Source organism: Chryseobacterium sp. OV279 (assembly GCF_900128945.1).
Taxonomy (GTDB): Bacteria; Bacteroidota; Bacteroidia; order Flavobacteriales; family Weeksellaceae; genus Chryseobacterium.
Window position 1 is genome coordinate 109,382 of record NZ_FQUD01000005.1, and the last position, 26,521, is coordinate 135,902.

General features: G+C 38.5%; 23 protein-coding genes and 17 tRNA genes. 38 read left to right on the plus strand and 2 right to left on the minus strand.

Annotated features, from left to right (window positions below; genetic code table 11):
- The first annotated feature begins 258 nt into the window (after positions 1-258).
- Entirely contained in the window at positions 259-1,305 is a 1,047-nt protein-coding gene (locus tag BUA72_RS21840) for an MBL fold metallo-hydrolase (protein ID WP_083544279.1), read from the plus strand.
- Between the two features lie 127 nt (positions 1,306-1,432).
- Here BUA72_RS21840 and BUA72_RS21845 read toward each other — a convergent pair whose 3' ends face one another.
- The gene (locus BUA72_RS21845) at positions 1,433-2,284 is read right to left on the minus strand and encodes a DUF4822 domain-containing protein (RefSeq protein ID WP_072925189.1); all 852 of its coding nucleotides are present in this window, start codon (positions 2,282-2,284) and stop codon (positions 1,433-1,435) included.
- A 392-nt stretch (positions 2,285-2,676) separates the two neighbouring features.
- Here BUA72_RS21845 and BUA72_RS21850 point away from each other — a divergent pair, with 392 nt between their 5' ends.
- The 10 genes from BUA72_RS21850 (at position 2,677) to BUA72_RS21890 (ending at position 9,004) form a co-directional block, all read left to right on the plus strand.
- Positions 2,677-3,390, plus strand: a complete 714-nt coding sequence (locus tag BUA72_RS21850; protein ID WP_072925190.1) for a DUF434 domain-containing protein — start codon at positions 2,677-2,679, stop codon at positions 3,388-3,390.
- Positions 3,391-3,392: 2 nt separating this feature from the next.
- The gene (locus tag BUA72_RS24760; RefSeq protein ID WP_262484418.1) at positions 3,393-3,527 is read left to right on the plus strand and encodes a hypothetical protein; all 135 of its coding nucleotides are present in this window, start codon (positions 3,393-3,395) and stop codon (positions 3,525-3,527) included.
- Between the two features lie 93 nt (positions 3,528-3,620).
- Positions 3,621-4,043, plus strand: coding sequence for a hypothetical protein (locus tag BUA72_RS24690; protein WP_228407935.1), 423 nt, complete (start codon positions 3,621-3,623; stop codon positions 4,041-4,043).
- Between the two features lie 68 nt (positions 4,044-4,111).
- Positions 4,112-5,476 (plus strand): SDR family NAD(P)-dependent oxidoreductase, encoded by a 1,365-nt coding sequence (locus tag BUA72_RS21860; RefSeq protein ID WP_072925192.1) that lies wholly within the window; start codon positions 4,112-4,114, stop codon positions 5,474-5,476.
- 5 nt (positions 5,477-5,481) lie between these two features.
- Positions 5,482-5,551 (plus strand) — tRNA-Ala (locus BUA72_RS21865).
- Positions 5,552-5,666: 115 nt separating this feature from the next.
- Positions 5,667-6,092 (plus strand): hypothetical protein, encoded by a 426-nt coding sequence (locus BUA72_RS24150; RefSeq protein ID WP_083544269.1) that lies wholly within the window; start codon positions 5,667-5,669, stop codon positions 6,090-6,092.
- Positions 6,079-7,995 carry a hypothetical protein gene (locus BUA72_RS21875; RefSeq protein ID WP_072925193.1) on the plus strand — a complete coding sequence of 639 codons (1,917 nt, stop codon included), beginning with the start codon at positions 6,079-6,081 and terminating at the stop codon, positions 7,993-7,995. Before BUA72_RS24150 ends, BUA72_RS21875 begins: the two co-directional genes overlap by 14 nt.
- 5 nt (positions 7,996-8,000) lie before the next feature.
- A tRNA-OTHER gene (locus BUA72_RS21880) sits at positions 8,001-8,070 on the plus strand.
- 55 nt (positions 8,071-8,125) lie between these two features.
- Positions 8,126-8,196, plus strand: a tRNA-Ser gene (locus BUA72_RS21885).
- A 22-nt stretch (positions 8,197-8,218) separates the two neighbouring features.
- The gene (locus BUA72_RS21890) at positions 8,219-9,004 is read left to right on the plus strand and encodes a TatD family hydrolase (protein ID WP_072925195.1); all 786 of its coding nucleotides are present in this window, start codon (positions 8,219-8,221) and stop codon (positions 9,002-9,004) included.
- A 76-nt stretch (positions 9,005-9,080) separates the two neighbouring features.
- Here BUA72_RS21890 and deoD read toward each other — a convergent pair whose 3' ends face one another.
- Positions 9,081-9,791, minus strand: coding sequence for a purine-nucleoside phosphorylase (gene deoD, locus BUA72_RS21895; RefSeq protein ID WP_034730597.1), 711 nt, complete (start codon positions 9,789-9,791; stop codon positions 9,081-9,083).
- Between the two features lie 298 nt (positions 9,792-10,089).
- Between deoD and BUA72_RS21900 the strand changes: the two genes are divergently transcribed.
- The 27 genes from BUA72_RS21900 (at position 10,090) to BUA72_RS22015 (ending at position 26,426) form a co-directional block, all read left to right on the plus strand.
- Positions 10,090-10,737 carry a hypothetical protein gene (locus BUA72_RS21900; RefSeq protein ID WP_228407936.1) on the plus strand — a complete coding sequence of 216 codons (648 nt, stop codon included), beginning with the start codon at positions 10,090-10,092 and terminating at the stop codon, positions 10,735-10,737.
- The gene (locus BUA72_RS21905) at positions 10,727-11,443 is read left to right on the plus strand and encodes a hypothetical protein (RefSeq protein ID WP_072925196.1); all 717 of its coding nucleotides are present in this window, start codon (positions 10,727-10,729) and stop codon (positions 11,441-11,443) included. Before BUA72_RS21900 ends, BUA72_RS21905 begins: the two co-directional genes overlap by 11 nt.
- Before the next feature lie 6 nt (positions 11,444-11,449).
- Positions 11,450-12,583: an AAA family ATPase gene (locus BUA72_RS21910; RefSeq protein ID WP_072925198.1), complete on the plus strand. Its 1,134-nt coding sequence runs from the start codon at positions 11,450-11,452 to the stop codon at positions 12,581-12,583.
- The gene (locus BUA72_RS21915) at positions 12,556-13,299 is read left to right on the plus strand and encodes a hypothetical protein (RefSeq protein ID WP_072925199.1); all 744 of its coding nucleotides are present in this window, start codon (positions 12,556-12,558) and stop codon (positions 13,297-13,299) included. The genes BUA72_RS21910 and BUA72_RS21915 overlap by 28 nt, the downstream gene beginning before the upstream one ends.
- Positions 13,290-15,671 (plus strand): hypothetical protein, encoded by a 2,382-nt coding sequence (locus BUA72_RS21920; protein WP_072925201.1) that lies wholly within the window; start codon positions 13,290-13,292, stop codon positions 15,669-15,671. Before BUA72_RS21915 ends, BUA72_RS21920 begins: the two co-directional genes overlap by 10 nt.
- Complete coding sequence (locus tag BUA72_RS21925; protein ID WP_072925203.1) at positions 15,661-17,367, plus strand: hypothetical protein; 1,707 nt, start codon at positions 15,661-15,663, stop codon at positions 17,365-17,367. The genes BUA72_RS21920 and BUA72_RS21925 overlap by 11 nt, the downstream gene beginning before the upstream one ends.
- Positions 17,360-18,379 (plus strand): tetratricopeptide repeat protein, encoded by a 1,020-nt coding sequence (locus BUA72_RS21930; RefSeq protein ID WP_072925205.1) that lies wholly within the window; start codon positions 17,360-17,362, stop codon positions 18,377-18,379. The genes BUA72_RS21925 and BUA72_RS21930 overlap by 8 nt, the downstream gene beginning before the upstream one ends.
- Before the next feature lie 1,028 nt (positions 18,380-19,407).
- Positions 19,408-19,480: transfer RNA gene (locus tag BUA72_RS21940), tRNA-His, on the plus strand.
- 96 nt (positions 19,481-19,576) lie between these two features.
- Positions 19,577-19,650: transfer RNA gene (locus BUA72_RS21945), tRNA-Lys, on the plus strand.
- A 6-nt stretch (positions 19,651-19,656) separates the two neighbouring features.
- A tRNA-Arg gene (locus BUA72_RS21950) sits at positions 19,657-19,730 on the plus strand.
- Between the two features lie 6 nt (positions 19,731-19,736).
- Positions 19,737-19,808 (plus strand) — tRNA-Asp (locus BUA72_RS24560).
- A 69-nt stretch (positions 19,809-19,877) separates the two neighbouring features.
- A tRNA-Pro gene (locus tag BUA72_RS24565) sits at positions 19,878-19,949 on the plus strand.
- A 107-nt stretch (positions 19,950-20,056) separates the two neighbouring features.
- A tRNA-Ile gene (locus tag BUA72_RS21955) sits at positions 20,057-20,130 on the plus strand.
- A 122-nt stretch (positions 20,131-20,252) separates the two neighbouring features.
- Positions 20,253-20,324: transfer RNA gene (locus BUA72_RS21960), tRNA-Asn, on the plus strand.
- A gap of 191 nt (positions 20,325-20,515) precedes the next feature.
- A tRNA-Cys gene (locus BUA72_RS24570) sits at positions 20,516-20,597 on the plus strand.
- A 347-nt stretch (positions 20,598-20,944) separates the two neighbouring features.
- A tRNA-Tyr gene (locus BUA72_RS24575) sits at positions 20,945-21,028 on the plus strand.
- 85 nt (positions 21,029-21,113) lie between these two features.
- Positions 21,114-21,185: transfer RNA gene (locus tag BUA72_RS21965), tRNA-Glu, on the plus strand.
- 170 nt (positions 21,186-21,355) lie between these two features.
- Positions 21,356-21,429 (plus strand) — tRNA-Leu (locus tag BUA72_RS21970).
- An 89-nt stretch (positions 21,430-21,518) separates the two neighbouring features.
- A tRNA-Phe gene (locus BUA72_RS21975) sits at positions 21,519-21,591 on the plus strand.
- Positions 21,592-21,598: 7 nt separating this feature from the next.
- Positions 21,599-21,671: transfer RNA gene (locus BUA72_RS21980), tRNA-Gln, on the plus strand.
- 9 nt (positions 21,672-21,680) lie between these two features.
- A tRNA-Trp gene (locus BUA72_RS21985) sits at positions 21,681-21,751 on the plus strand.
- A 134-nt stretch (positions 21,752-21,885) separates the two neighbouring features.
- A complete protein-coding gene (locus BUA72_RS21990) occupies positions 21,886-22,371 on the plus strand; it encodes a ribonuclease H-like YkuK family protein (protein ID WP_072925208.1) in 486 nt (161 codons plus the stop codon).
- 47 nt (positions 22,372-22,418) lie between these two features.
- Positions 22,419-22,790 carry a cyclic-phosphate processing receiver domain-containing protein gene (locus tag BUA72_RS21995; RefSeq protein WP_072925210.1) on the plus strand — a complete coding sequence of 124 codons (372 nt, stop codon included), beginning with the start codon at positions 22,419-22,421 and terminating at the stop codon, positions 22,788-22,790.
- 247 nt (positions 22,791-23,037) lie between these two features.
- Positions 23,038-23,508 (plus strand): DinB family protein, encoded by a 471-nt coding sequence (locus tag BUA72_RS22000; protein ID WP_083544270.1) that lies wholly within the window; start codon positions 23,038-23,040, stop codon positions 23,506-23,508.
- A gap of 7 nt (positions 23,509-23,515) precedes the next feature.
- The gene (locus tag BUA72_RS22005; protein ID WP_175548926.1) at positions 23,516-24,532 is read left to right on the plus strand and encodes an RNA ligase, Rnl2 family; all 1,017 of its coding nucleotides are present in this window, start codon (positions 23,516-23,518) and stop codon (positions 24,530-24,532) included.
- Positions 24,533-24,580: 48 nt separating this feature from the next.
- Positions 24,581-25,525, plus strand: a complete 945-nt coding sequence (locus BUA72_RS22010) for an MBL fold metallo-hydrolase (protein ID WP_072925213.1) — start codon at positions 24,581-24,583, stop codon at positions 25,523-25,525.
- Positions 25,526-25,850: 325 nt separating this feature from the next.
- A complete protein-coding gene (locus BUA72_RS22015) occupies positions 25,851-26,426 on the plus strand; it encodes a metallophosphoesterase family protein (RefSeq protein ID WP_072925215.1) in 576 nt (191 codons plus the stop codon).
- Positions 26,427-26,521 lie beyond the last annotated feature (95 nt).

Here is a 26,521-nt window from a genome sequence, read left to right on the forward strand (position 1 = left end):
TATTTCACCAATAAGACACTTATTGCAGGATGTTTGTTACATCAATCAGAGAAAATAAATGAAAAATTAATAAGGGAAGACAATAAATTAATGTTTTTGTAGTGTAAACCTATTCATAAATCTATGCTTCGTACGGAAAAATAAAGTAAACGACATCCTTTATTCGTTGATCTATTTGAATAAAGAATCTAATCCCTATATTTATTATTCTGATTTAATCCTTAAATGATGAAGGTTCAGAACAAAAACAACAACGGAATGAATTTAAAAAAACAAATGGGACAGTTTCCCAATGAAAAACGAAAAGCCTATTTTAATACACTTCCCAATTATACCAACGGAAAATTTCAGAATATTCTTCCTACGCCAGCATTGCTGGAAGGGGAAAGTATGACCAAATTACTTCTGCAGACCTTATGTAAAATAGAAAACGTAACCCCAAAATCCCCGATTCCGTTTGTAACCACAGACCTGAAGAACCTGAAACCCGAAGACAATGTTCTCGTATGGTTCGGGCACAGCTCTTATTTTATTCAGGTTGATGGCAAAAAGTTTCTGGTAGATCCTGTATTCAGCGGGAATGCTTCTCCAATGCCCGGTTCTATAAAAGCATTTCCGGGTTCAGACCATTACAAACCGGAAGATATGCCGGAGATTGATGTTCTTCTTATTTCCCATGATCATTGGGATCATCTGGACTATTCAACAGTTCAGACGCTGAAAGACAAAGTAGGCCAGGTCATTTGCGGACTGGGAACGGGACAGCATTTTGAATACTGGGGCTGGGAAGCAGAAAGAATAATCGAGAAAAACTGGTGGGAAAGCATTGATCTGGCAGATGGTTTCAGTATTACACTGACCCCAGCAAGACATTTCTCGGGAAGACTTCTGAATAGAAATATTTCCCTTTGGACTTCCTTTGTGCTGCAGACTCCATCCAAAAAACTTTTTCTGGGTGGCGACAGCGGTTACGGAAATCATTTTACAGAGATCGGCGAGAAGTACGGACCTTTTGATCTTGCCGTAATGGAATGCGGGCAGTACAACGAAAAATGGCCCTACATTCACAGCCTGCCCGAACAGATTATTCAGGAAGTACAGGAACTAAAAGCCAAAAACTTTATTCCCGTTCATAATTCAAAATTCAAACTGGCTCAGCATCCGTGGTTTGAGCCTTTGGAACTTGTTTCAAAATATGCAGAAGAAAACAAGATTCCGGTTACCCATCCGATGATTGGTGAAAAAGTAAATCTGAATCAGCTGGGAGAAATTACGTGGAAAAAATGGTGGCAAGATTCGATGTAAGAAAAATAATTCTGTTTCAATGATTTTATTGAACATGATGATACGATCATAAGCTTATTAAAAAAAAGGCTTCGGCGGCCCTTTGGGCCGCCGAAGCCTATCCATGATCAACTAACTTAAAAAATATCTATGGTTCCTTATGATCTACTTTGGTATGAATGATATCGTAGTAGACAGAAGGATTTCCTGCATCAGGAGTGATTCTGTAGTTAAATTCAGAACTGTTCAGCGTAAGAATATCAACAGTTCTGGTGAAAAGTACATTGCCGTTCGCGTCCAGAGCGGTGATTGTTCTCTTCTTTCCGTCCGGAGAAATAGACCATGTTCCCTGAGATCTCAACACATTATTCAGTCCGTAAATGGTAAAAGTACCATTCGCTTTAAAATAAGAATATCCAACAAAACCGGAAACACTAGGATCAGTTAAAGCTACCGGATTTCCGCTGCTGTTTTTAGCACCTGTCGTTTCCCACGGGGTAGAAGCTAAAGTAAGCTGGCCATTCGCTGGTTCAGCGTGAGCCGTTCTAGTGTGGACAATATCGTAATAAACAGAAGGATCACTTGGATTGGTGTGAATTCTGTACGTGAATTCATTGTTGTTCAATACCAGAATATCCACAGAACGGGTAAAGATGGTCGTCCCGTCTGGGTTCAATGCCGTGATGATTCTGGTTTTTCCCAACGGATCTACAGACCATGTTCCTCTCGATCTTAAAACGTCATTCAGACCGTAAATCACGAAATTTCCATCGGCTTTAAAGTAAGCAAAACCTACAAACCCGTTTACACTGGCATCGTTGAGGTTCACCGTCTGACCATTCTTGTCTCTTGCAGCCGTGGTTTCCCAGGGAGTGGAAGAAAGTTTCTGTGAGGGAGTGATCTGTTCCATGACCATGTCGTCGTTATCAGAGCATGAAACAAAAGCAGCAGATAAAAGCATTGCTGTCAGCAGGTAACATAATTTTTTCAAGGTATTCATAATCTATATTTTTTATTCTCTGCAAACATATTCCTTATGAAAATCAAAACGTTGTACGAAATATCTCTTTTGTTGTAGAATGTATAACTCCACCTTTCAGATGTTGATAAATTAATACCAATTCGGGATAAAGTTGAGATCTTGTCATAATGAGGTAAGGAAGTTTGAAGATGGAAGATGGAAGTTTTTTGAAGACCAAAGCAAAACTGTAACTTGGCCCTATTCATTTTTTTATAATTTCATCAAATTTTACAGGAATTGTTGAAATTAGCGTCTAACAGTACTTCCAGCCTCCATCTTCCATCTTCCGGCTCTTCGAGTTAAATTTAAAATCATAGCCAGTCAAAAACAGATTCCTGTCATTATATCCGCTTAAAAAACTATTTTTGAGTATGAATAACAGAAACCGCGGAAAAAACACCGGTGATGATGTGATTTTCGGTTCGCAAAAACAGGTTGATAAGCTGAAAATGGCGGTTCAGGATATGTTGTATCTATTAAGCAGAGATTATCCTGAAAAAGCTTCTTCTGAACTCGTGGGAAACCGATATAAGCTGAAAACACGTCAAATTCAGGCATTGCGCGGAGCTTCCGCATCTGAACAGCAGATACAGCATAGAAAAGATAAACAGCTGGATGTTTCGGATCTGAAAAACAAAATCCTGTATCTGGATGGTTTCAATGTATTGATTTTAATGGAAAGTTTACTGTCCGGTGCTTATATTTTTGAAGGAGCAGACGGATGTTTGCGCGATCTTTCAGGCGTTCACGGAACGTATAAAAGAGTCAACCAAACTCAAAGAGCGGTGGAATTGGTGGCTGCATTTTTTAGGAAAGCTGAGGTACAGAAGCTCGTCTGGATTTTTGACAAACCGGTTTCCAACAGCGGAAGGATTAAACAAATCGTCCTTGATTTTGCAGAAGAAAACAAACTGAACTGGGAAGCAGCACTGGAATTCAATCCGGATAAGTTTTTAGCAGAAAATTCAGAAATTGCCGTGTCTTCAGATGCATGGATTCTGGATCATTGTCAACAATGGTTCAATCTCATTGCACATCTGATCACAGAAGAAAAACTGGAGGTTAATCTCATCAAAATGATTTGAGAATGAATTTGTTTACACCTTATATTCCGTTAATTTCAGATTCCTGGACAGAAAAATACCAGGCCATTCTTGCTGAAGAACATCTGCAGGCGGTGGAAAAAAATATCAGTAAATTTCAGGATAATACGCTGGAATAGGAACTTCCATATTTTAATGAAGAAATAAAACCGGACCGAACGAAAAGTTTTGAGCAGTTCATCGATATATTCCAAAGCAACGACTCCGATGAGGTGAAAGCATCACGACTTGAAAATATCCCATTTGAGCATTGGCTGAATATTCTTGGGCAGCGACTGACATCCGCCAGCATCCGGGATGAAAATGCTGTTCCGCCTTTAAAAGAGATGTTAATCGAAGCCTGCATGAAACCTTTTAACAGTGAAATTACCATTGCACAGAGAGCCTGTGAAAAGCATATCGGAAGAATGGATGATCAGTTTTGGGGCGAAATCAAAGGAAATAATATGCAGAAACAGGGAAAAGTCATGGAAAAGATCAGCTATATTCTTGACAACAGAACCTGGTGGAATGTTTTCTATCATTACAAACATGAGCTTGTTTTTGAAGTCAGGGAAAAAAAAGGTCACGGAATCCGGTGGAGCCACGGCGGGAAACAGCTGATCGGTTTTCTTGAAAAATTTATCAACAAATAACAAATAAATTTCAGTGCGTAAAAAGATTGCGTACTGCGCAGATAATTTTGCAGATATAAACTGAAGCTATGAATTTTTCAGATCAAAAATTTTCACAAAACGAATGGGAAACATGTCTCAAGGTATTGGATGCTTTGAAAGACGATCCGTTCCTCAATCCTGACAATAAAACATTTTCAGGACTGATCACGAAAATTCATAAGAACGCAAAAAAACAGAACCGCCAGGAAAATTATTCCATGATGAAATCTCATGATCTCGCAGTGAGTTCTGATGCTGTCTTGATGCAAAAAGCATTGGCAGGTGCTTCAGCTTTCTATGATGAAGAAAAAGAGGAAACAAAACTCACTCCGCTTCAGATCCCAAAAAACTGCTACTGCTGTAACCAAAGCTATCAGTATGCCCATTCTTTTTACACAAGACTTTGTCCGAAATGTGCCGCAGAAAACTATGAAAAACGTTTTGAAATGGCAGACCTCAAAGGAAGAAATGTAATCCTGACGGGAGGAAGAGTAAAAGTAGGATGGGCCACCGCGCTGAAACTGTTGAGAAACGGGGCCAATTTGGTTTTGACAACCCGTTTTCCCGCATTGGCGCTGGAAATGATGCAGCAGGAAGCAGATTACGAAGACTGGAAAGAAAGTCTTTGGATATACGGTTTGGATTTGAGAAATCTAAAGGCGATACAGGATTTTATAGATTTTTATAAAACCCGTTTTGATACACTGGATATCCTGATCAATAATGCCGCTCAAACCATAAAATATCCGGATGAATACTATCTTCCGATCATCAGTCGTGAGAAAGAAAAGTGTGTTGAATTTAAAAACATTCAGAATCTTTTCCCCAATCAGACGGAAATTTCAAGCGAAATTGCAAAACTTGAATATGCACAGAACGATGAAACTCCGGTGGCACTTACCCGTTTCGGACAGCCTGTGGATAACAGAGAAAAAACGAGCTGGAATTCTACACTGGAAGAAGTTTCCATGTATGAACTGGTAGAGGTAAATCTGATCAATCATATCGCGCCTTATTTTCTGATCAAAGAACTGAAACCTTTGATGAAAAACTCAGCATTTCAGGAGAAATTCATCATCAATGTCACATCTTCGGAAGGTATTTTCAGCTACGATAATAAAACGGTATTTCATCCGCACACGAATATGACAAAAGCGGCCCTGAATATGATGACGCTTACCTCTGCAAAAGAATTTGAAAATGATCAGATTTATATGAGTGCCGTGGATGTAGGATGGATTTCTACAGGTGCGAAAGAAAGTCTTCGAAAAAAACAGTTTGAGCAGGGATATATTCCGCCGCTGGATTCTGTAGACGGAGCTGCGCGAATTTTGCATCCGGTCGTTGAGGGAATAAAAGGAAATTATTACAGCGGAGTACTGCTGAAAAATTATAAAATAAATGCCTGGTAAAAGGAGAAACGTTAGCTCAATGGAAGAGCGCTGGTTCGGCAAGCCAGAGGCGCAGGTTCGAATCCTGCCGTTTCACAGAAAATAATAAGTAAAGAAATAGTTTAACCCGGAGAAAACCAGCTTCTAAGAAGCGAATTATCGGTTCGAATCCGATTTTCTTTCTGTTTTTTACCATTAAAAAATAAAAGCCATGTTGAAAAAGATATTTGATTTTTTTAGAGAAAACGGTCCTGTTGAAGAAATAACAGTGGTTCCTGTCCCACAGGAAAGTACCCTTCATTTTGTAGAAAACATGAATGTTTCCGAATCATCTGACATTAAGCCTTACCTAAGAAAAAGTTCAGAGGCAAGTGAAAAAATCAACAACTTGGAAGAACATATCAAAACCTATAAAGAATACTGTCTGGAAAAGACAAGCAACCAACATACCCTGAAAGCACCCGGATATAAGATCATTGAAAAAGATGGCAGTACGGAAACTTTCAGAATCTATGGTGACGGCTTTATTTTTCACGGTGAACATAAAATCCTCCGCATAGAAAGTGACCATTTTGTAAAATACATCCAGCAGGAATACAATCCCATAACCCAACTGACAGAAAATGCATACGACTGATCCCATGACAAGATATAAAGTATTCTCCGCGGAAGACCTTCCGGAGACGGCTTTTGATGACCCTGTGACCGTAGAAATATATGGCAGAAACATCACATGGGACATTGAAGAACTGAACGGAACCCTGCTTCTGCGTGGAGAAGGATGTCAGTTTCCAAACCTGAAAATAGTCAAAGGGTCTTTGTCTGTAGATGCGGCAGACTGCTCTCTTCCCAATCTTAAGACGGTAGAAGAAAATTTTACCCTTCATTGTTTCGCCCAAATATGGGAGTTGGAAACAGTAAAAAGTCATTTCAAATGCATCATAGATTTTGATTTTAAAAACCTGGCAACGATAGGAGGAAATATTTCCCTTAAAAAAGCCAGTGTCATCGCAAGAGGTAAAAAACTGGTGCAGTCCAGAATTGTCATCCCAATCAATCATCAGTACGAAGTGGAATTTCTTCCGAAAGAAGGTATTTTTAATATAGATATTTTCGGGAACGATATTATTATTCCGCACTATGAAATCCGTGGAAGGATTAATGTTTACGGTAAAAATGTATCTTTTCCCTACCTTGAATTTCTTCAGGGACAGATCAATATGGAATGCCGTGACAAAACCGGGCATTATTTTACCCACGATTTTCCGGAACTGAAGAAAATAGTCGGACACCTCAGATTTGAAAAGACAAAAGCTTCTTTTCCTGTGCTTCAGGAAATCACGGGAAATATTCTATTGGAACAGGGTTGCTATGCAGATTTTCCATTGCTGGAAACTTCAGGTAACATTTCTGTAAACCGTAATTCAGGCGTAAGATTTCCATTGTTGAAGAATGTGAACGGAAATATTCAGATTCAGGGAGAAACCTGTCATTTTATATCTTTGGAAAAAGTAAAAGGAACGTATAAAACCCACCAGACGATTGCCCCTAAAATTCAGGAAGTCGGGGATCTGGAGATGCATACTTCTTTGGAATTTGACCATCTTAAGAGAATTAATGGAAGACTGATCAATGCATTTAAAGTAAATTTTAAATCTCTGGAGTATATTAATTTTTTCGGTGATGAAAGACAGAACGGTTCCCGCCTTCCGGCATTGAAGCAAATTAATTTCTATCTGTATCAGAAAGACGATCATTTTGAGCATCTGGCTAAAAATATTTATTTTAAGATCAATGACAGAATGTATCTTTCCAAAGATAAACTGATCCTTTCCGGAGCGTCTTTCAACTATGTGATGCATCAGCAGAATTATACCATCCGGAAACTGGTTTCTATCCTGAAGCTGCGTCACAGCAGTTTTCAGAACTTTATGACGAGAGAATATGAACGCCAGTGGACGAGGTTTGAAACTCCGTTTTTCACCAAAATTCTGGAAAAAATAGAAAAACTCTGGAATATAGTGGAAACCATACAATTTGAAGAATTCTTCGAATCCACGGACAGAAATCTGCGTCTCTTCTGTTTTAATTATATTGGAGTAGGAAATCTGATGAATCGCCTGGAAGCGGAAAAGATCAATGAGGAAGAAGTGGAACTGAATTACAACGAATACGATCAAAACGGAAATAAAACTCAGATCCGAAGAATCAACCGTTATGAGGTGTATAAAATTGAAAATAAAAAATTAGGAATTTATACATGGCGTGAAACAGATCAGTATTCCTACGCTGTAAAATGCTGGTGCCCTTCCACAGAAAAGGAACACTGGCTTTGGATAGAACAGGAATATAAAGGAAATGCACTTACCGCCATCGCATCTACTTTCAGGATACATGAAAATATTATTCCACACATCAAATGTCTGAAAAGACAGGGCGATCTTCTGATCTGTGAACTGGAAAGGGAAATTACGCCACGCGGCTTTCCCAGAGCGCTCACCGCTTCAGAATATTTCAGCCTGTTGGAAGTGGAAGCATAAATAAAGAAACAGTAGTTTAACTGGAAAAACATTCCCCTCACTGGAAGGTTGCAGGTTCGGGCCCTGTCTGTTTCTATTTTAAAAACTAAAACAATGAAGAAATAGTAAACTCTCAAATTTTCAAATAAACGGAAGCAATAGTTTAACGGAAAAACGCACACTGCTAATGTGATATGCGGGTTCGACTCCCGCTTGCCTCCCTTTTTAAACAAAACAAAAACAAATGAATACATACATTGATATTGGCATTAACCTGACCAATAAACAGTTCTATAACGAACACGAAGAAATTATCAACCGCGCTCTGGACAATGGGGTGGAGCAAATGATCCTCACTGGAACCAGCGTACGCGGAAGTAAAGAATCTGCGGAGATCGCAGAAGAATATCCTGAGATTTTATTTTCTACAGCGGGAATTCATCCCCATGATGCCAAATCTTTTAGCCAAGAAAGCATCCGCGAACTTAGAAACCTTTTGCAATCAGATCAGGTCGTATCGGTAGGTGAGTGCGGACTGGATTTCGACCGCGATTTCTCTCCCAGACCCATTCAGGAAAAATGCTACAGAGCCCAGCTGGAATTAGCCGTTGAGGTTAATAAACCCCTTTTCCTGCATGAACGATCAGCTTTTAAAAGATTTAATGAAATTACCGATGAATATCTTTCCCGATTACCAGAAGCGGTTGTTCATTGCTTTACGGGAACGCTTGGAGAAGCTAAAACCTATCTTGATAAAGGATTTTATTTAGGATTTACCGGCGCGATAAGTGATGACAAAAGATTTAAACAGCTGGAAGACGTGATTAAATACATGCCGCTGGACCGGATGATGATAGAAACCGACGCCCCGTTCATGCTTCCGAAGAATATGCCCCGAATGCAGAACCGCAGGAACGAACCGTCTTTCCTACCTTATGTAGCACAGACGATCGCCCACTGGAAGAAGATGAGTATTTCTGAAGTCGCAGAGGAAACCACCGAAACCGCCAGGAATTTTTTCAAACTATAAAAAAGAGCTCTACTAATGAAGTAAAGCTCTTTTTTTATGGCGAAACTGCAAAACCGCAGCTTAACTTTCTTTTCTGTTAAAGACTTTTTATTGCCGATTCCAAAGCCAGTTCCATCATTGGTTTAAGGGCTTTTTCTCTTTCGTCAGCAGAAATTTTTTCATGCGTAGGAATAATATCAGTTACCGTAAGAATCGTCGCTGCATTTTTTCCTAAATGCTGGGCATTCGCAAATAATCCGAAAGCTTCCATTTCTACAGCCGGACAGTTGTATTTGGTAGCAATCGCAGGAACATTAGGATCTTTTCTGTAGAAAATATCGCTGCTGTGTACATTGATCGCTTTGGTAGCTAAAGAAAGCTCCTGAGCCGTTTCATTGATCGTTCCGAAAATATTTCCCTGATGAGGAAGAATATCATTTTCAATTTCCCATGCATATTTTGCATACGTACTTTCGCTGGCTGCATTTTCAATATTTAAAATATCAAAAAGCTTAAGGTCCGTCGTATAAGCTCCGCACGTCCCGATTCTGATGATGGTATCTACTTCATACTCTGTAAATAATTCAAAAGAATAGATCCCGATGCTCGGAAAGCCCATTCCGCTGGCTCCTACAGTGATCTCTTTTCCTTTATAAAGACCTGTATAATAAAAGATTCCTCTTGTTTTGCTTACCAGTTTAGCATTTTCCAAATAATTTTCAGCAATATATTGTGCACGAAGCGGATCCCCCGGCTGCAATACTACTTTAGCAATTTCTCCTTTTTTTGCACTGATGTGAATACTCATAATGTTATTTTGAAGGGACAAAGATAGCAACTTTTAGATTGAAATATCTAAAGATTTGTAGCTCAATGTCCTAAGTTTTCTAAGCATAAATTCCCCGAACCAACGTCATAGGTTTCCAAAACCGATGAGGTGTAAATTAAACCAACGCAATGATCTGCATCATCTGCCCAATCCGCGAGAGCTAAAAAAACAGAAAAAGACTTTCAATAGTAATTGAATCAGCAGATTTATGAATGATTCACCTCAAATATTATGTAACGATCAACGATTCTCTGCGAAATAGTTTTATTTTTGTTAGATGATGGAAACCAGGTCCCCATTTCTAGACACTATTTTTCTGCTGCGAAACAGCGGATCGATTACTGTATTTTCAAACCTTCAGGAGATTTCTAAAAAAGAAGAACAGGAAGCCGGAGATTATTTTGAAGCAGAGTTCGAAAAAGAGAGACTGGAATTTTTATCCACAGCTATACATTGTGATAAGGAAGCTGCAGTTTGGGGAGCAAAAGTTCTGTACCACAGTGCTCAGCTCTACCTTATCCGCGAAAATACATCAAAAGATCTGGATAAACTGATTCCGAAGAAGAAAGTATCGTCTGATATTTCTTCCGTTTTGTCTGCGGATTTATCCCTGAGATTTTTACCACAAATTACTTCCGTATTGCAGACCGCAGATCCGTATGATCCTTTGGTAAAGATTCTGGAAGATATTCTTACACAGTTTCATTATTCCGGAATAGGATATCCGCTGAATTTAGATAAGATCAACTGGGAAAAGGAGCTTCAGGATAAGGTGTACAGGAAATTATATCTTGAAAGAATTGTGGAAAAGAAAGCCTATTCGCTGGCAGAAATTCCCTATATTAATAAATTGCTTATGGCAGATTTTGGACTTCATAAGGATGTTTACTGGCGGGATTTAAAAATAATTGCTCATGGAGATTAATACTGCAGTTGCACTGGGAGGAATAGTTGCTTCCTACTTTTTTGTGTTCTGTATTTTGGCATATTATGCCAATATTTTGATGTTTAAAACGAAAGTGAATGAGATTTGGATGTTCATGTCCTTTTCAAAACCCTTATATGCCTACACCATAAAAAATGATCTCAGAATTAAGTTTGGCTATATTCCCCTTTCCAGCCTTGTGAAAACAGATTCAGGAGGGGATGTGGGGCTTAATGACGATGAACTGAAGAAATATGATAGGCGGACAATGAAAAATGCCTTTATTTTTCATGGAATGATGGGAACTATGCTCACCGTTTTAATTGTTGCTGTCAGTTGGATTTCAGGGTATGATCCCCTTGTGATTTTTAAAGATTTCGGAAACCATATCTGGCTGCTGTTTTCAGGAAAGAATGACTTTTCTGGGTTTGTAAATTTTATTCACAGCCAATACACCGCATACGGGAAGCATTTTTTTATTTTTTTAAGTGTGGGAATATATTTTATTTTTATCTCATTGGTCCTGATGATTTCCTCACTGTATTCCTTCCTATCGGCGCTTATGGGCCTTGTGATCATAGTTGGATACTTTGTTGTAGGCTTTAAATTTCTAGAACTTCCATTTACTTTTTATATTGATCTTATTCTTTCACTGATTGTAATTGGATTTATATACTTTTTACTGTTAAGATTTTTCATTAAATAAATACTAATGACTCAAAATATTACAAAACTCAATACCGTTCTCAACTACGTAAAAGACACCTTCGTAGGAAAAAATGATGTGGTAGATCTGCTGGGAATATGTCTTCTGGCTAAAGAAAATGCATTTCTGTACGGGCCTCCGGGAACCGCAAAATCTGCGATTGTAAGAACGCTGTCCAAAACAGTGAAAGACGGCAAAAACTTTGAATATCTGCTGACCCGTTTCACAGAACCGAATGAAATTTTCGGACCTTTTGACATCAGAAAACTAAAAGAAGGCGAACTTCTTACCAATACCGAAGGCATGATGCCGGAAGCTTCACTGGTTTTCCTGGATGAGATTTTCAATGCGAATTCTGCCATCCTGAATTCACTGTTGACGGCTCTGAACGAAAAGATTTTCAAAAGAGGAAAAGAAACAAAACATTTACCTGCGCTTATGTTTGTAGGTGCGAGTAACGTTCTTCCCGAAGATGAATCTTTGAACGCATTATTTGACCGTTTTCTGGTGAGAATTAATGTAGATTATGTAAATCCTGAACTGCTTCAGCAGGTTCTTCTTGCCGGGAGAAAGCTGGAAAACGAAACGGAAACTGATATTCCCGAAATTCTTGCAGACGAAATAAGAGAACTTCAGAATCTGTGTAAAGCAGTGGATTTGAGACCTATTTACGAAGTCTATTTAAATACAATTATCAGCTTAAGAAATACGGGAATTGCCATTTCCGACCGTAGAGCAGTAAAACTTCAGAATCTGATTGCGGCCAGTGCCCTGATCTGCGGAAGAAATGAAGCTGTACTTTCAGACCTTTGGGTGCTGAAACATATCTGGGATACGGAAGAACAGATCGAGATCCTTGAAGGCATCATCAACAAAACCATTGAAAAAGATGACAACCCGAAATCCCACCCACAGGCGATGCAGAACAAAACTCCGAATCCGGAGGAAGTAATGAAGGATGTACAAATCCTCATAGAAAAATGGAACAACGGAACATTGAGTTTTGAAGAACAGAATGTGATCAAAGATAAATTGAGATACCTGCAGACCCGTTGCGACTGGATCAGAAATCCGGAGCAGAAGCAGTATATCCAGCAAGAAATTGAAAGCTTATGGCAGAAGATCCTTCAAACGGTATAAAAGAATTCTGGGCAGAACTTCCCCGCGCCGATGAAGATTTTCTGGGCGCTATCCGGGACTGGAAAAATGTACAGATTGCAGTAGACGACGAGACGGTTTGGCTGAAAGGCTTTACCGAAGAGCAGGCTGTATCCGCAGATATTCAGCAGCTTCCTAATTTTATGCTGTACGAACTGCGTGACGGACTTTTATTCAAGAAAGAAGCACTGGTCCCAAGTAAAAAGATGAGAACAGCATTGCTTTGGTCACCGATAGATAAAGCATTACGGCTTACTTTTCCTGCTTCCAACAATAATTATTTTGGGATCAGTGAAAAAGTGGAAGTGAGATTGAAGCCTGGAAATGAAGAACATCCTGCCATTGCATTATTAAGCTCAATAACAGAAATTAAAGACAGTATTCCCGCACAGCCGAATTTCAAACTGGATAAAATAGAATGGGCAGTGATTGACGATAAAGCATTGTTTCTCGGAACACCGCTGTTGAGTCTGCCCGGAAAAACCTATTGGACCAGAGACGGCCACCTTTTACCTTCAGGTTTTGATTTCAAATTTAAAAATTTGAGTTCACTCCTGCAGCAGCAATATAATAAAGCGTCGGACAAATGGCTGTTATGGAATGAAGACGGAACTTATCTTCCTGTGAAAAAAGAGGATTTCCGGAAACTGTCCGTAAGCTCATTCCGCCTTACTGAAAAAACAAAAGAATGGATTTAAACGAATATTTCCAGTCATACGAAAACTACTTTTGGGAGTGGGAGACCGACGAGGATATCGCCGGAGATTCCGGGTACCATGATCATAATCTCATCTCTATTCCGGGCGTTGGGGCGATAGCCTACAGACCTTATGTCATGGAGATACTGAAAGAGCTGCAGTCGCAGGGATGGCCTCCTTTCGGGGCATTGCTGATGGTTTTATATGCCATGCAGGACGGTTATACAGATTTTGCTGGTCCTCTGAAACATACGGCTAATTTTCACAGCATTGGAAACTTCGACTTCACAGCTGAGAAGAGTATTGAGTTCCTTGAAAAGCTGAAATCATTAAACAGAGTTTACAAACATGGGCAGAACAGGATTGTTCTGTTTCAGACTCTTTTTCAAGATGCCCACAATAGGATCGCTCCCGGCAAAGCAGAAATGATCCTGACCATCTATTACAAGAGACCCTACATGCTGGCGGCAAGTGCGGAGAAAAAATATGCAGGACCATCTGCCATCAACAGGGATTTAAGTGCCCTTGATCTGCTAAATGAAAAATTTCCTACCGTACAGTCCATCATTGATGCCATGCGCGATCACATTGATGAGCCTGAGCTGGATGATGAAGTGGTGGAAGAGGAAACTACCATAGAAACCGATAAAGATTTTATCCAGCAACTGATCGAAGAGCCGAAAACTTTTCAGGTAGGAAGCCTGATCAAAAGAATCTGGAGCGGACTGAGAATTCCGATGCGTCATTTATCTCCCGGGGAACAACCCATTGGGGGAATTTCTGATATGGCGAATAAAGGCGACCTCCACAGAATGCTGCTTTCCGAATTTGCCAATGAAGATGAAGTATTTATGAACCGTATTGCAAATAATGAAGCCCTGTACATCCAGAGAGAGATTCCACCGGAAGAAAATATATTTGAAAGAGCCATTTTAATTGATACTTCTCTGAGAAACTGGGGAACACCTAAAGTATTGGCGTTTGCATCGGCTATTGCGGTGATCAGACATCCGAAAGCCCATTCGGAATGTAAAGTTTTTGCCTTGGGACAGGCCGGATTACCGGTGTCTCTTGATAAAATGGAAGACGTTATTGAAAACCTGAATCAAGTAAGTCCGATTCTGGAAGTTTCGGAAGCGCTGGCGAAATTTTTTAATGAAGATCATCGGGAAAAAGATCTTGAAGTGTTTTTCATTACTCATCAGGAAAACCTTGCCGATGAAAAAGTGCGGAAAGTGATTCACGAAAACAGGGACCGCCTGAAATTCCTGATCACGACCTCTTCGGACGGCGAACTGAATTTTTATAAACACCATAAAGGAGCCCGGAAACATATTCAAAAGATCAAACTTCCGCTGCAGGAATTGTGGGCCAATCCGCCACAACGTAAACTGAAAGCGACGACCATTAATGGCAAGAAAACGGATCTTCCTCAAAATTATCCGATCCTGTTTCCAACACCGTCCAATACAATTGCCAAGTTTTTATACGAAGGGGAATTTTACATTTTAAGTTCAAAAAAGCAGTTGCTGAAAACGTACCTTTCTGATAATTATTATGACCGCAGCTCCTATGATTACTATAAAACATATCATGGATGCGAGGTCCTGATCGAAGATATTTCCGTAAAACCGAGAGGACAGTTTGCCCTGGCGAAAAATAAGCAGCAACAGTTTATCCTTTGCCAGTATCAGCCGGATAAAAAACTCATTTCCAAACTGAATCTGAATACGAAAGAATATTCTGAATTCAACGTTACAGGACTGAATATCCCGAGCTCGTATCATCTGACCTATTTCAGCCGGAATTTTTATCTGCATCAACCTACGAATTCTTCCCTTTATAAAATCAGTTTGGAAGGAAATATATCCGTAGAATCCGTTTTTAATGATGACCGTGAAATAGACAGAAATATTGCAAAAGCTGAAACCGAAGTGGCCAAGCTGAACCGAAGCGGAATGAAGATTATCAGTAATTTCAACCGGATGGGAATCAACGAAAATAACAATCTGGTGATCTCAGGAAATGAACTGAGCAGATTGTATGACAATTCACTGAACCTTTACAAAAACCGGTTTACCGTAAAAATTCTTGCAGAGCAGAACAAAAATAAATTTACCTTTCAGGACGGCAGTGAGATCATTACAGATCCCCGTGGAATGCTTACTTTTAAGAGCAGCAACACTGGAATTCCAACATTTTATATTCCCTCCACGGAGTATGGTTTCCTGGCATTGTCTACCAATACAGAATATGGCGGTTCAGAATATTATCTTCCGAAACAGACGCTTTTGAAAGTGAAAACCCTGGAAGAAATGTATTCCCAATATTTAACAGCGTTTATTGATCAAATCCTGGATTATGGAGCTTAGAATAAAACCTTTTCCGAAAAACAGCTATCCTAAGAAAGGGGTTTTGATCAAAGATCCGTCACCAAGGGCATGGCTTCACGAAATGGAAGTATTGGGAATTGATCTCAATAAAGTAAAATCCTATGCGATTCCGGCGGATCAGCCTAATGTTCTTTACGGATGTCTGTTGGTATTTTATCATGAAGCTCCTCAGGAAATTGGGAAGAATGCCTATTTTCAGTGTGTGGACGATCAACTTTTTATCCCTGAAAATACTATATTTTATCCTAAAATCAATCCGGAAGACTGGCAGTCTGCAGGAACTAGGTTCATGATTATGCATCCGGAATTTGGATTTGTAAAACTGTCGGAAGAAATAGATTGGCTTTCTGTGTTACAGGAACCTGAAATAGCACAGGGTAAAGTAAGAAAACCTTCGAATGGTGTGAAAACCCCTCTGCATATTGAGAGTTTTACAGTTGAGATGGATGATGAGAAAATTCTTGCCGCCCTTCAGCAGCCGAAGAATGAAGAAGAATGGATGAAGAACCTGCCTTTTGACCTTAAAAAAGTAATGGACGGAAATAAAAAAGAGATTGAAAAATATTTACAATATATAGAAAAATATCCTGACAGAGCGGTAGAGCTGGGCGTACCATTGGATATTATGGGAACTTCCCGTGGTGATGGCTTTGGAAACTTTACTTTTGGAAACAGTTGGCTGAGCACCCTGTTCGGAGGCTCCGGAGATAAAAAAGAAACCGCCGGAACCCGAAATTTTAGAAGAATATTCTGGGCTGTTGTCGTCATTGCGATACTGTTCAGGATTTTTATGCCTTCAGATAAAGACAAGACGCTGAAAGAAGATTTTCTGGTTTCATCCGGTACAATCATGAACGGTGCTGATAAAACCCGCGCCGATATGATTGCATATCAGTCCGGGGTGACAGATATTGATATGAAAATTGATTCCATTTACGGAAAAGAAAGAAAAAAACTCTCCCGTGAATATTCTGCAGCCGGTGCCGCCATGTCAAAAGATAAAAACGAAAGAGAACAGTATAAAAAATCCGGAGGAAGAAACCTTGGAGAAGTAGGGAATGATATCGAAAAACTAAACAGCAGAGAACATAACAGTCGAGATTCTCTGAAAATTATTTACTCAAAAAAGATAACGAAACATCTGGTTCAGCAGGAAGCTACGATGAAACGCCGTATTTCGGATTCCCTGAAACAATACAGTAAGGGAAAACCTGTGAATGGGGAAATTGTGAAATTTGTTTTAAAGAAAAAGCAGGTGCTCATGGCAGATTCTCTTGGAAAACTCTATGGAACGCTTGATATGATGGAACTTCCTCCGTCTCCGGTGAAAGATTCAAAAATAGGAAAGCTGGAGTCTGGCGAAAGCAGTTCACCTGAAGAAACAAAAGTTTCGGATATCCTATATCTTGTGATTTTTATGTTTGGAGCGGTGGGAATCTATTCTTTTATCTTCAAAAGAAAATCTTTAAACCTTGGCGGAGACAGTGTTCCGCTTTGGGTGAAGATTATTTTGTCGGTGTTCCTTGTGTCCATGCTGGTGTATCTGTTTTATCCACTGATAAAAATGTTCGGTTACAACTGGTTTGTATGGATTCTGGTGATCTGCGTCATTCTTCTCCTTTACCGACTGTTCAGCGAAGACAAAACCATTTTAAACCCTGACAACGATGAATAAACAGAAATTTATAGACAAATTCCTGATCGCATTTATGATCCTGGCGGTGTTTAAAATCATTGGAATAGGAGCACAGCTGTTTCACGAAAGCTTTTGGAGTGTAGTAGGAACGTTGGCTATTTTCCTTGTGATAGCCTTTATTATCATGATTGTTATTACGGCTTTAAAAGATAAAGAACAAAACAGAAAAAACTCAGGAAGACGCGGTTCCGGAGGCGGAAGTTTCTATCTCGAAGCCTCTTTATTCGACAGAATCCGAAGCCGGTATGAAGAACTTGCCGAAAAATATATCGCTGAAAAAGATTACAAAAAAGCAGCAAAAGTATATATGAACCTCCTTCAGGATAATTTCCGCGGCGCAAAAACACTGGAAGACGGCGGTTTCTACAATGAAGCAGCGGCTGTTTATTTGAAAAAATTAAACAATAAATCAGAAGCGGCCTCCTGCTATGAAAAGGCAAAACAGTACAAAAAAGCAATCGATCTGTATAAAGAACTGCAGCAGAAAGAAAAAGTAGGGGATCTTTACCGGGAAATTAGTGATATAAAAAATGCACACATCTATTATCAGATGGTTGCAGATGACTATACAGGCAATAATCAAATGGTAAAAGCCTCTTTGGTATACAGCAAAAAAATGGAGCAGCCCGAGGAAGCCCAGAAAATTTTGCTGAAAGGTTGGGAAGAAGATAAAGATGCCTTCAACTGTCTGAATAATTATTTCGCCAATGTTTTTGATGTCAGAAAACTGGAAACGGAAATTCAGAAGCTTTATCATAAAACACCTTCCTATAAAAAGACAATCTATCTTGAAGCGATGAAGCATGAGTTTAAGAAAGATCCGAAACTACAGTCTGTAACGCGAAATATCGCCTATGAAATTATTGCAGAAAAAGTAGGCACCCGTTCTGAAATCATCAATGAACTGAAATATTTTAATCCTGATGACAATGTCATTTTAAAGGATATTTCGAGGTTTAAAACGGGGAGAAATAAGATGTTGAGGAATTAAAGAATTTAAAGATTTAAAAAATGGTAGGTGGCTTCGAGGCCCTCAGCCACCCAGAACTGTAGCCTTAGTTTTAATGAAATATTTTCTTTATGAATGAAGGAGATCGTTATTTTAAAATTTAAAGATTTAAAGATTTAAAAATTTAAAAATTCAAGCATTAAAACGATTAGAAGAAATTTCTTATACCGGTAAATACAAGGTGGCTGAGGTACTCGAAGCCACCGCCTAAAAGCCAGCACCTAAGTAGTTTTTCCAGTTAAACTATCCCCCTGGTCAGTGAACAAAAGTATTATTTTCATTGCTGAAAAACAATTTTTCCTATCTTTGCGCCATAAAATTATGACACTACAAAGAGCACATATCAATGTAAATCTATGCGATAGCCCTTCAATAAAAGGATTATTCGGATACGAATGGATGATATGGAATGAGGCGAAATGTGCTTGCTTTGAAAATTATTTACAATAAACCCGTAAAAATTTAAACAAAATACCGCAGAAACGCCTCGATAACTCGAGGCGTTTCTTGTGTTTTAGGCCATAAATTATTTAGAATGAAAAAAAATAACCGTAAAAACAAAAATTTTTTAATTAACAATGTCAATTTAATACGATAAATAAGAGTGATAAGTAACCCGATGAGAGACAGTCATTTAGGTATTTAAGAGATCCGCAGGATATTGCGGACGGTTATTCTTTATGCTGAAAACGACATTTAACTTATTGATTATCAAATATTTAATTGAAAAATAAATTTGCAGATTAAAAATTTTCATACTTACTTTGCAACCGAAAATTGAAAGCAACAGGTTTTCAGAATTCAAAAACTTTTTAAATAACAGGAATATAATGAAACAATTACATAACATATCTAATCAGTATTCAAGACTAGACGGACAGGATCCGAAAGGATATACATGTATTCTGAATAGTGAATTTATTGATAAAAGGTGCTTATATACGTAGGTCTCAGTGATCTGACACGTCAAAATATATACAGCACCTCCCGAAAAGAGGTGCTTTTTTTATGGTTTCTTTAGCTTATTTGGTAAAGCGCCGGTCTGTGGAACCGGAGAACAGGGTTCGATCCCCGAAGATACCCAAAGTAAATAGGAATGGTGAATCGTGTTTACTGTGAATGGTCAATTGTCAATTGTCAATTTGCTTTGCTTGTCAATTTTAAATTCACATAAAAAACAATCTCATAGCTCAATTGGTCAGAGCACCGGTCTTTTAAACCGGGGGTTGAAGGTTCAATTCCTTCTGGGATTACAAAACAATTCTGTAGCTCAACTGGATAGAGCGTTGGTTTTCTAAACCGAAGGTTAGAGGTTCGATTCCTCTCAGAATTACAAAAAGGTCTATTGAGGTAAAGGCTAACCTGCCCGACTGTCTCTTGGGCACTGCGGGTTCGATTCCCGCATAGACCGCAAAGGTTCAAGGAAAATTTTAGCTCCGGCTGTCTCCCGGAAAGAAAATTGGAAACCGAACCTTAAAAACTGGAAAGATAACGGTGGTTGTTTACCCGTCTTGGACGCGGGAGGTCGCAAGTTCGAATCTTGCTTTCCAGACAAGTTTTGCCAGGGGTAAAAGTGAATGGTGAATGGTGAATTTTGCTTCGCAAGTGAATTTTAAAAATTGACAGTAAAAACGGATTCACCATTCATAAACAAAAAACAATTTCGTAGCTCAAGTGGTTAGAGTGTCGGTCTGATACGCCGAAGGTTGAAGGTTCGAGTCCTTCCGGAATTACAAAAGATGAAAAAATGAAAAAGTGAATGGTCAATAGTGAATTTTGCTTCGCAAGTGAATTCTGATAATTACAATTGACAAGCAAAGCGAATTGACTATTCACCATTCACATAAAAAAAAATGATTTCGTAGCTCAATGGTAGAGCGCCGGTCTGTTAAACCGGAAGTTGAAAGTTCGAATCTTTCCGGAATCGCAGATAACTAAATGTTAATTGTTTCAAAAGAGAAGAAATAAGGTGTGTCAAGAGCAGAAGATCTTTACGCCAAATATGGAAAATACCGACAGCCTTTTTCTTTTTTTATTGAGAAGCTAGATGTTAGAAATTAGAGGGTTTCTAGATTTATTATCAGCCATCAATCATCAATTATCATTTATATCACATCTGATGGTTCGCCGAAGTGGAAGAGTCGGGGCGGTCTGCAAAACCGTTGCGTAAGCTGAGTGGGTTTAAATCCCATAACCATCTCAAATAACTAAAATGAGATTAGTTCCGGAGAAAAAGTAAAAGTTTGTCGAGCGAAGAAGTTCTTATATCAAACTAAAAATTAAGACAGGCTTTGTTTTTTTCCAAATAGGAATTAGAGGTTAGAGATTAGAAATTAGAAGTGAGTGGTCGTTACAGGATTACCGATCAATTATCACTCATCACTTATAAAATTTAGTTAGTTCAGAAGAAAAAATAAAAGTTTGTCAGGCGCAGAAGTTCTTATATCAAACAAAAAATTAAGACAGGCTTTGTTTTTCTTCAAAGGGAAATTAGAGGTTAGAAGTTAGAAAATTGCTCATTACTAATTACCTATTACTCATTATAATGGAAGCTCGCCGGAGTTGGAGAGCCGGGGCAGACTGTAAATCTGTTGCTTTATTGCTGAGTAGGTTCGAATCCTACCGCTTCCACAAAAACCGCTGATAATGTAACGGCAGCATGCAGGAAAAGTACTCTTGTTGTTCAGGTTCGATTCCTGGTCAGTTGGTTTAAAACGCTCCATTCGTCTAACGGTTAGGACGCCTGCCTTTCGAGCAGATGATAAGGGTTCGATTCCCTTATGGAGTACAATGTGAATGGTCAAAAATCAATTGTGAATAATAATACCATGAAAGTTCAGATCGGGGAGATAAAATTGATCCGATCATTCACAAATTTATAAGTAATAAGCAATGAGTAATCAATGGTGAATGGTCAATAAGTCAATTTTTTAAAATTACTCATTACTTATAAAACCTGCAGAAATGGCGGAACTGGCAGACGCGCTTGATTTAGGATCAAGATATTGAGGGTTCGAATCCCTTTTTCTGTACAAAACATGAATGATGAAAGATGATTGATAAATATCCATAGGACTATGTCGGGATTGCTCATTACCAATTACTCATTATATATAAACAGGGATCAGTGGTGTAGAAGGTCTGCACATTTGTCTGAAAAGCAAAAGGGAACCGTTCAATTCGGTTTTGATCCACAAAAAATGATTCATAGTGTAATGGTTTAGCACACAAGACTCTGACTCTTGTTGTTCAGGTTCGAGTCCTGATGAATCAACAAAAAACTACTCTGATAGTGTAATGGCAGCATCTCAGTCTCCAAAACTGATGGTATTGGTTCGAGTCCGGTTCGGAGTGCAAAAAATGAAGGTCAATAGTGAATCGTCAATGGTGAATTTTATAAAATTGACAGTGAAACGAATTGACAATTAACAATTGACAATTAACAATTGACAAATTAATATAAAACAGAATTTAAAACATGTAAAACAATGGAAACGCAACAAGAAGTATGGCAGAATATGAAAGGAAATTTTTTCCAAAAATCTATCACACAGCTGGTAGAAGAAGCCATCATCCGCGAACAGGCTAACGGTCACCGCCTGAAAGTATGTGTGGGCTCAGATTCCCACGTGTACGGCGAAGCGATCAGTTATGCTACGGCAGTAGTATTTGTACGGGAGGGAAAAGGAGCGTTTACCTTTATCAGAAAAGACAGAGAAATACAGAAGATCAGTATCAAAGAACGAATGCTGAACGAGGTCAACAGATCCGTAGAAATTGCTTACGCTATCTGTGCCGTTCTGGATGCTTATGGTGTGGAAATGGAGGTACACGCAGACATTAATACCGACCCTGATTTTAAGTCAAATGCAGCATTGAAAGATGCTATGGGCTATATTCTGGGAATGGGCTATGTGTTTAAAGCAAAACCTTACGCATTCGCAAGCACCAATTGTGCTGATATGATGGTGTAATAAATAAAGATTGTATTCAAAGGCTTTCGGGCTTAAAAAATAACAGGATGGAAATCACCAAAAGATTATTATTTCTGGATGATATAAGATACCCGATTGAGGCGTTTCATTATACCAAACAGGATATTTTCCTCAGAAAAGACTGGCATATTGTTCGAGATTACGAGCAGTTTGTCAACAGAATTATGGAAAAAGGACTTCCGGAACTCATTTCTTTTGACCATGACCTGGCAGATGTTCATTATCTGAAGCCCAATGCTGACGAATACACTGAAAAAACAGGCTACGATTGTGCCAAATGGCTGGTAGAATATTGTATGGATAACTATTTAGATCTCCCAAAATTCTATTGTCATTCCATGAATCCGGTGGGAAAGAAGAATATTCTAAGCCTTTTGGAAAATTTTAAACAACTATAAACAACATTTTTAGATCAGCGCAAAAAGATTGCGTTCTTACTTTTTTACTTTGCACAATCGTAATATCAAAGATTACTGAAAGAAAGAAGATGAAGATGATCGATAGAAAGGCAGGAAAATATTCCAGGCCTTTTGGAAAACGATAAACATTGTAATGGATATTTTTAGATTAATTCAGAATATAAAAACGCATTTGAAACTCAATTTTGATGAGGTGGACAAGTGGTTTGAAAAAGATTAAAAAACATTGAATGCTCTACCTGCCAATGGAGGCTGGACGGTTCAACAGATTTTGGAACATATTTATCTTACCAACTTTTATTTACTCATTCTCATTGAAAAAGGAACAAAAAAAGCAATGCGGAATTATCTTGAGCTTGATCTGAATTCCGAAATAAAAAACTACAGTTTCGATAATGAAAAATTTGAGAAAGTAGGGGAGTACGGTGCTTTTGAATGGATAAGACCAGAACATATGGAGCCGAAAGGAGAATTAAGTCTTAGTGAAATCAGGAATTTAATGAGTCAGCAGTATGATCAGTGTTTAAATTATTTAGACCTGATGAAAAATGGTGAAGGTCTCCTCTGTAAAACGACAATGACAGTGAATGGACTGGGAAAAATCAATGTATATGAATACATTTATTTCCTTTCACTTCACGCTCAGCGACACCTTACTCAAATGAAAAATAATGAATCAGAAACTATTAAAAACTAAAAAAAAAATGATTTTCAAAACATATAACTCTATAGAAAACGCTTACCAAACCCGCGTGATCGATCAGATCAGGTTGCAGGGTTTTGGGGATGAGGTTTTCATTGTGCAGGAAAAGGTTCACGGTGCTAATTTCTCTTTCTTTACCGATGGAAAGGATATTAAAATCGCGAAGAGAACTGCCTTTATTGAAAAGGATGAAAAATTCTACAACGCACACCTTATTTTAGAACGTTACAGAAAAAATGTAATTGATTTGTTCCAAAAAGTGAAAACCATTCACCCAGAATTGGAAACAGTAGTGATCTACGGTGAACTGTTCGGAGGTGGCTACAAACATAGAGAAGTAGAACCTGTAAAAGAGGCTATCAAAGTACAAAAAGGTATTGAATACGCACCTCATAACGAATTCTATGGATTCGATATTAAATTGAACGGTACTACTTATTTGGATACCGATGTGGTGAATCAGATTTTTGAGGAAACCGGATTTTTCTACGCTAAAATTGTGTTTCAGGGTAGTTTGGAAGACGCTTTGAGGTTCCCGAATGTATTTGACTCTAAAATTCCGGGCTGGCTTGGCTTACCCGAAATGGAGAACAATATGTGCGAAGGAACGATTGTCAAAACTTTAAAAACCAGATATTTTGGAAACGGTGCCAGAGTTATTCTTAAAAACAAGAATGATAAGTGGGTCGAAAGATCTAAAATGGTGAAAAAAGACCGTAAAGACGTCCAAAAACCGGCAGATTTTTCAGAAAATGCTCAGAATATCTGGGAAGAAATTCAGAGGTACGCTACAGTCAACAGATTGCATAATGTGGTGAGCAAAGTGGGAGAATTTGAACCCAAAATGATAGGCAAGATCATAGGTCTTTTTGCTCAGGATATTTTGGAAGACTTTGGAAAAGATTTTCCGGATGCTTTCACTTCAGTGGAAAAAGACGAACAGAAAAGAATCAACAAAAAGTTGAATACTTTAGTGATTGATTTTATAAAAGAAGAGTTTATGACTCTTAAAGTTTAGTTTCGGTATATTTTTACCGGAACTTTTTTATGTTTAAAAACTAATACAATGATACAGGCAGAGATAAAAAGTCTTTTGAGAGAAGACATCAGCATATTAATAAAAATAGCAAATACAGCAAAACATTATTTGTGTGACTGCGGTGAAGCCAGCCAGCTGACGGTAAAAGAAATACAGTCGGTTTCAGCGGTGTTCATCAGCCATACACACATTGATCATTTTTCGAATTTTGACGGAATTTTCAGACATCAGATAGGTAGCGGAGAAAGAGTTGTGATCTGCGGACCGAAAAATATCCATCACCAGATTGAAGCACGGTTAAAATCTTACACATGGAATCTGATTGATGAAAAGGCCATTGAATATGAAATCCGTGAGATCATTTCCCCTGACGAAATTAATGTGTATATCCTTCGTCCACCGCACTGGAACCTGGAACTGATAAAGACGCAGAATTTTCTTTTTGAAGATGATCAGGTAAAAGTAGAGTTTGCCATTCTTGACCATAAAACAGATTCCATTGCATATCTGTTCAAAGAAAAGGATTCAGTGACCTTTCATGAAGAGGCTTCCGGCTTCAGAAAAGGAAAATGGATCAGTGAACTGAAAACGGCTTTTGAAAATAATGATGAAGATAAGGAAATTGAGATTGATGGAACCGTTTACAAAGCATCTGATCTGTTTTATTTACTGACCAGAAATCAAGGTTACAGGCTTGGGGTAATCATGGATCATGCGGCAGATCAGGAAAATTATGAAAAGATAAAAGCGGTGTTCAGTGAGGCAGACCTCGTGTATATCGAGAGTTTTTATAAAGATTCTGATCAGGAATTTGCAAAGCTGAATTACCACAGTTTTGCTTCTGCATCAGGAAAGATCATGAAAGACTGTCAGGTGAAAAAAGCTATTCCCATTCACTTTTCAAGACGATATACGGAAACTGATGTTATTGAAATTGAAACTGCTTTTTATAAAGCATTTCACGAAAATTAATTAAAAATATGAACTACAAAAGAATTGATTTTCTTAAACACAAAGACCACTACTAATCTTCACAAATAAGCACAATCATCTGTGTAGATCTGTGTAATCCATGGTTAAGAAAACGGTCTTTTTTAAACACAAATACCACAAATGAAACCACAAATATCCACAATCATCTGTGTAAATCTGTGAAATCCGTGGTTAAGAAAACGGTCTTTTTTTTAAAACAAATACCACCGAGTATTTACACAAACCAACAGAACATCTGTGTATTCTGTGTAATCCGTGGTTAAAAAAGATGTAGTAAAAATTAAACAAACAAATTATTAAAAAAATGAAACCAAATATATTTTTTACAGCGGACCATCATTTCGGTCACGCCAATATTATAAAATTTTCAGAGAGACCATTCGAGTCCTTAGACCATATGAATGAAGAACTGATCAAAAGATGGAATGAAAGAATCGGTACCAATGATACCGTCTACCACCTTGGTGATATCAGTTTAGGAAAACCGGATTTCACGAAAGAAATCCTCGACAGATTAAACGGTAATATTCATTTGATCAGAGGAAACCACGAAGGTGCTGCGCTCACATACCCCAAACGATTTGAATCCGTGAGAGATTATCATGAATTGAAAATTGATGAACCGGAAAACAGCAATGGCAAGCAGAAAATTATCCTCCTGCATTACGCCATGCGTACCTGGAACGGTTCACACCGCGGAGTTTGGCAGCTCTACGGCCATTCACACGGAACTTTACCCGATGACGAGATGGCCCTTAGCTTCGATGTGGGAGTAGACTGTCACGATTTCTACCCGATTTCTTACGAAGAAGTCAAAGAAATCATGAAGCGAAAAAAATGGACGCCCCCGTTTAGAGCAAGAGACAGTAGAGATTTATAAGCTATGAGTAATGAGTAATGAGTAATGAGTAATGAGTAATGAGTGGCGGCCATTGTAATGCCATTAGACTTCATACTTTATACATTTTACATTGT

What these genes read in the sequence shown, in the direction of transcription:
- BUA72_RS21840 (WP_083544279.1), top strand. Translation starts at nt 259, where the DNA reads ATGAATTTAAAAAAACAAATGGGACAGTTTCCCAATGAAAAACGAAAA.
- BUA72_RS21845 (WP_072925189.1), bottom strand. Translation starts at nt 2,284, where the DNA reads ATGAATACCTTGAAAAAATTATGTTACCTGCTGACAGCAATGCTTTTA.
- BUA72_RS21850 (WP_072925190.1), top strand. Translation starts at nt 2,677, where the DNA reads ATGAATAACAGAAACCGCGGAAAAAACACCGGTGATGATGTGATTTTC.
- BUA72_RS24760 (WP_262484418.1), top strand. Translation starts at nt 3,393, where the DNA reads ATGAATTTGTTTACACCTTATATTCCGTTAATTTCAGATTCCTGGACA.
- BUA72_RS21860 (WP_072925192.1), top strand. Translation starts at nt 4,112, where the DNA reads ATGAATTTTTCAGATCAAAAATTTTCACAAAACGAATGGGAAACATGT.
- BUA72_RS24150 (WP_083544269.1), top strand. Translation starts at nt 5,667, where the DNA reads ATGTTGAAAAAGATATTTGATTTTTTTAGAGAAAACGGTCCTGTTGAA.
- BUA72_RS21875 (WP_072925193.1), top strand. Translation starts at nt 6,079, where the DNA reads ATGCATACGACTGATCCCATGACAAGATATAAAGTATTCTCCGCGGAA.
- BUA72_RS21890 (WP_072925195.1), top strand. Translation starts at nt 8,219, where the DNA reads ATGAATACATACATTGATATTGGCATTAACCTGACCAATAAACAGTTC.
- deoD (WP_034730597.1), bottom strand. Translation starts at nt 9,791, where the DNA reads ATGAGTATTCACATCAGTGCAAAAAAAGGAGAAATTGCTAAAGTAGTA.
- BUA72_RS21900 (WP_228407936.1), top strand. Translation starts at nt 10,090, where the DNA reads ATGATGGAAACCAGGTCCCCATTTCTAGACACTATTTTTCTGCTGCGA.
- BUA72_RS21905 (WP_072925196.1), top strand. Translation starts at nt 10,727, where the DNA reads ATGGAGATTAATACTGCAGTTGCACTGGGAGGAATAGTTGCTTCCTAC.
- BUA72_RS21910 (WP_072925198.1), top strand. Translation starts at nt 11,450, where the DNA reads ATGACTCAAAATATTACAAAACTCAATACCGTTCTCAACTACGTAAAA.
- BUA72_RS21915 (WP_072925199.1), top strand. Translation starts at nt 12,556, where the DNA reads ATGGCAGAAGATCCTTCAAACGGTATAAAAGAATTCTGGGCAGAACTT.
- BUA72_RS21920 (WP_072925201.1), top strand. Translation starts at nt 13,290, where the DNA reads ATGGATTTAAACGAATATTTCCAGTCATACGAAAACTACTTTTGGGAG.
- BUA72_RS21925 (WP_072925203.1), top strand. Translation starts at nt 15,661, where the DNA reads ATGGAGCTTAGAATAAAACCTTTTCCGAAAAACAGCTATCCTAAGAAA.
- BUA72_RS21930 (WP_072925205.1), top strand. Translation starts at nt 17,360, where the DNA reads ATGAATAAACAGAAATTTATAGACAAATTCCTGATCGCATTTATGATC.
- BUA72_RS21990 (WP_072925208.1), top strand. Translation starts at nt 21,886, where the DNA reads ATGGAAACGCAACAAGAAGTATGGCAGAATATGAAAGGAAATTTTTTC.
- BUA72_RS21995 (WP_072925210.1), top strand. Translation starts at nt 22,419, where the DNA reads ATGGAAATCACCAAAAGATTATTATTTCTGGATGATATAAGATACCCG.
- BUA72_RS22005 (WP_175548926.1), top strand. Translation starts at nt 23,516, where the DNA reads ATGATTTTCAAAACATATAACTCTATAGAAAACGCTTACCAAACCCGC.
- BUA72_RS22010 (WP_072925213.1), top strand. Translation starts at nt 24,581, where the DNA reads ATGATACAGGCAGAGATAAAAAGTCTTTTGAGAGAAGACATCAGCATA.
- BUA72_RS22015 (WP_072925215.1), top strand. Translation starts at nt 25,851, where the DNA reads ATGAAACCAAATATATTTTTTACAGCGGACCATCATTTCGGTCACGCC.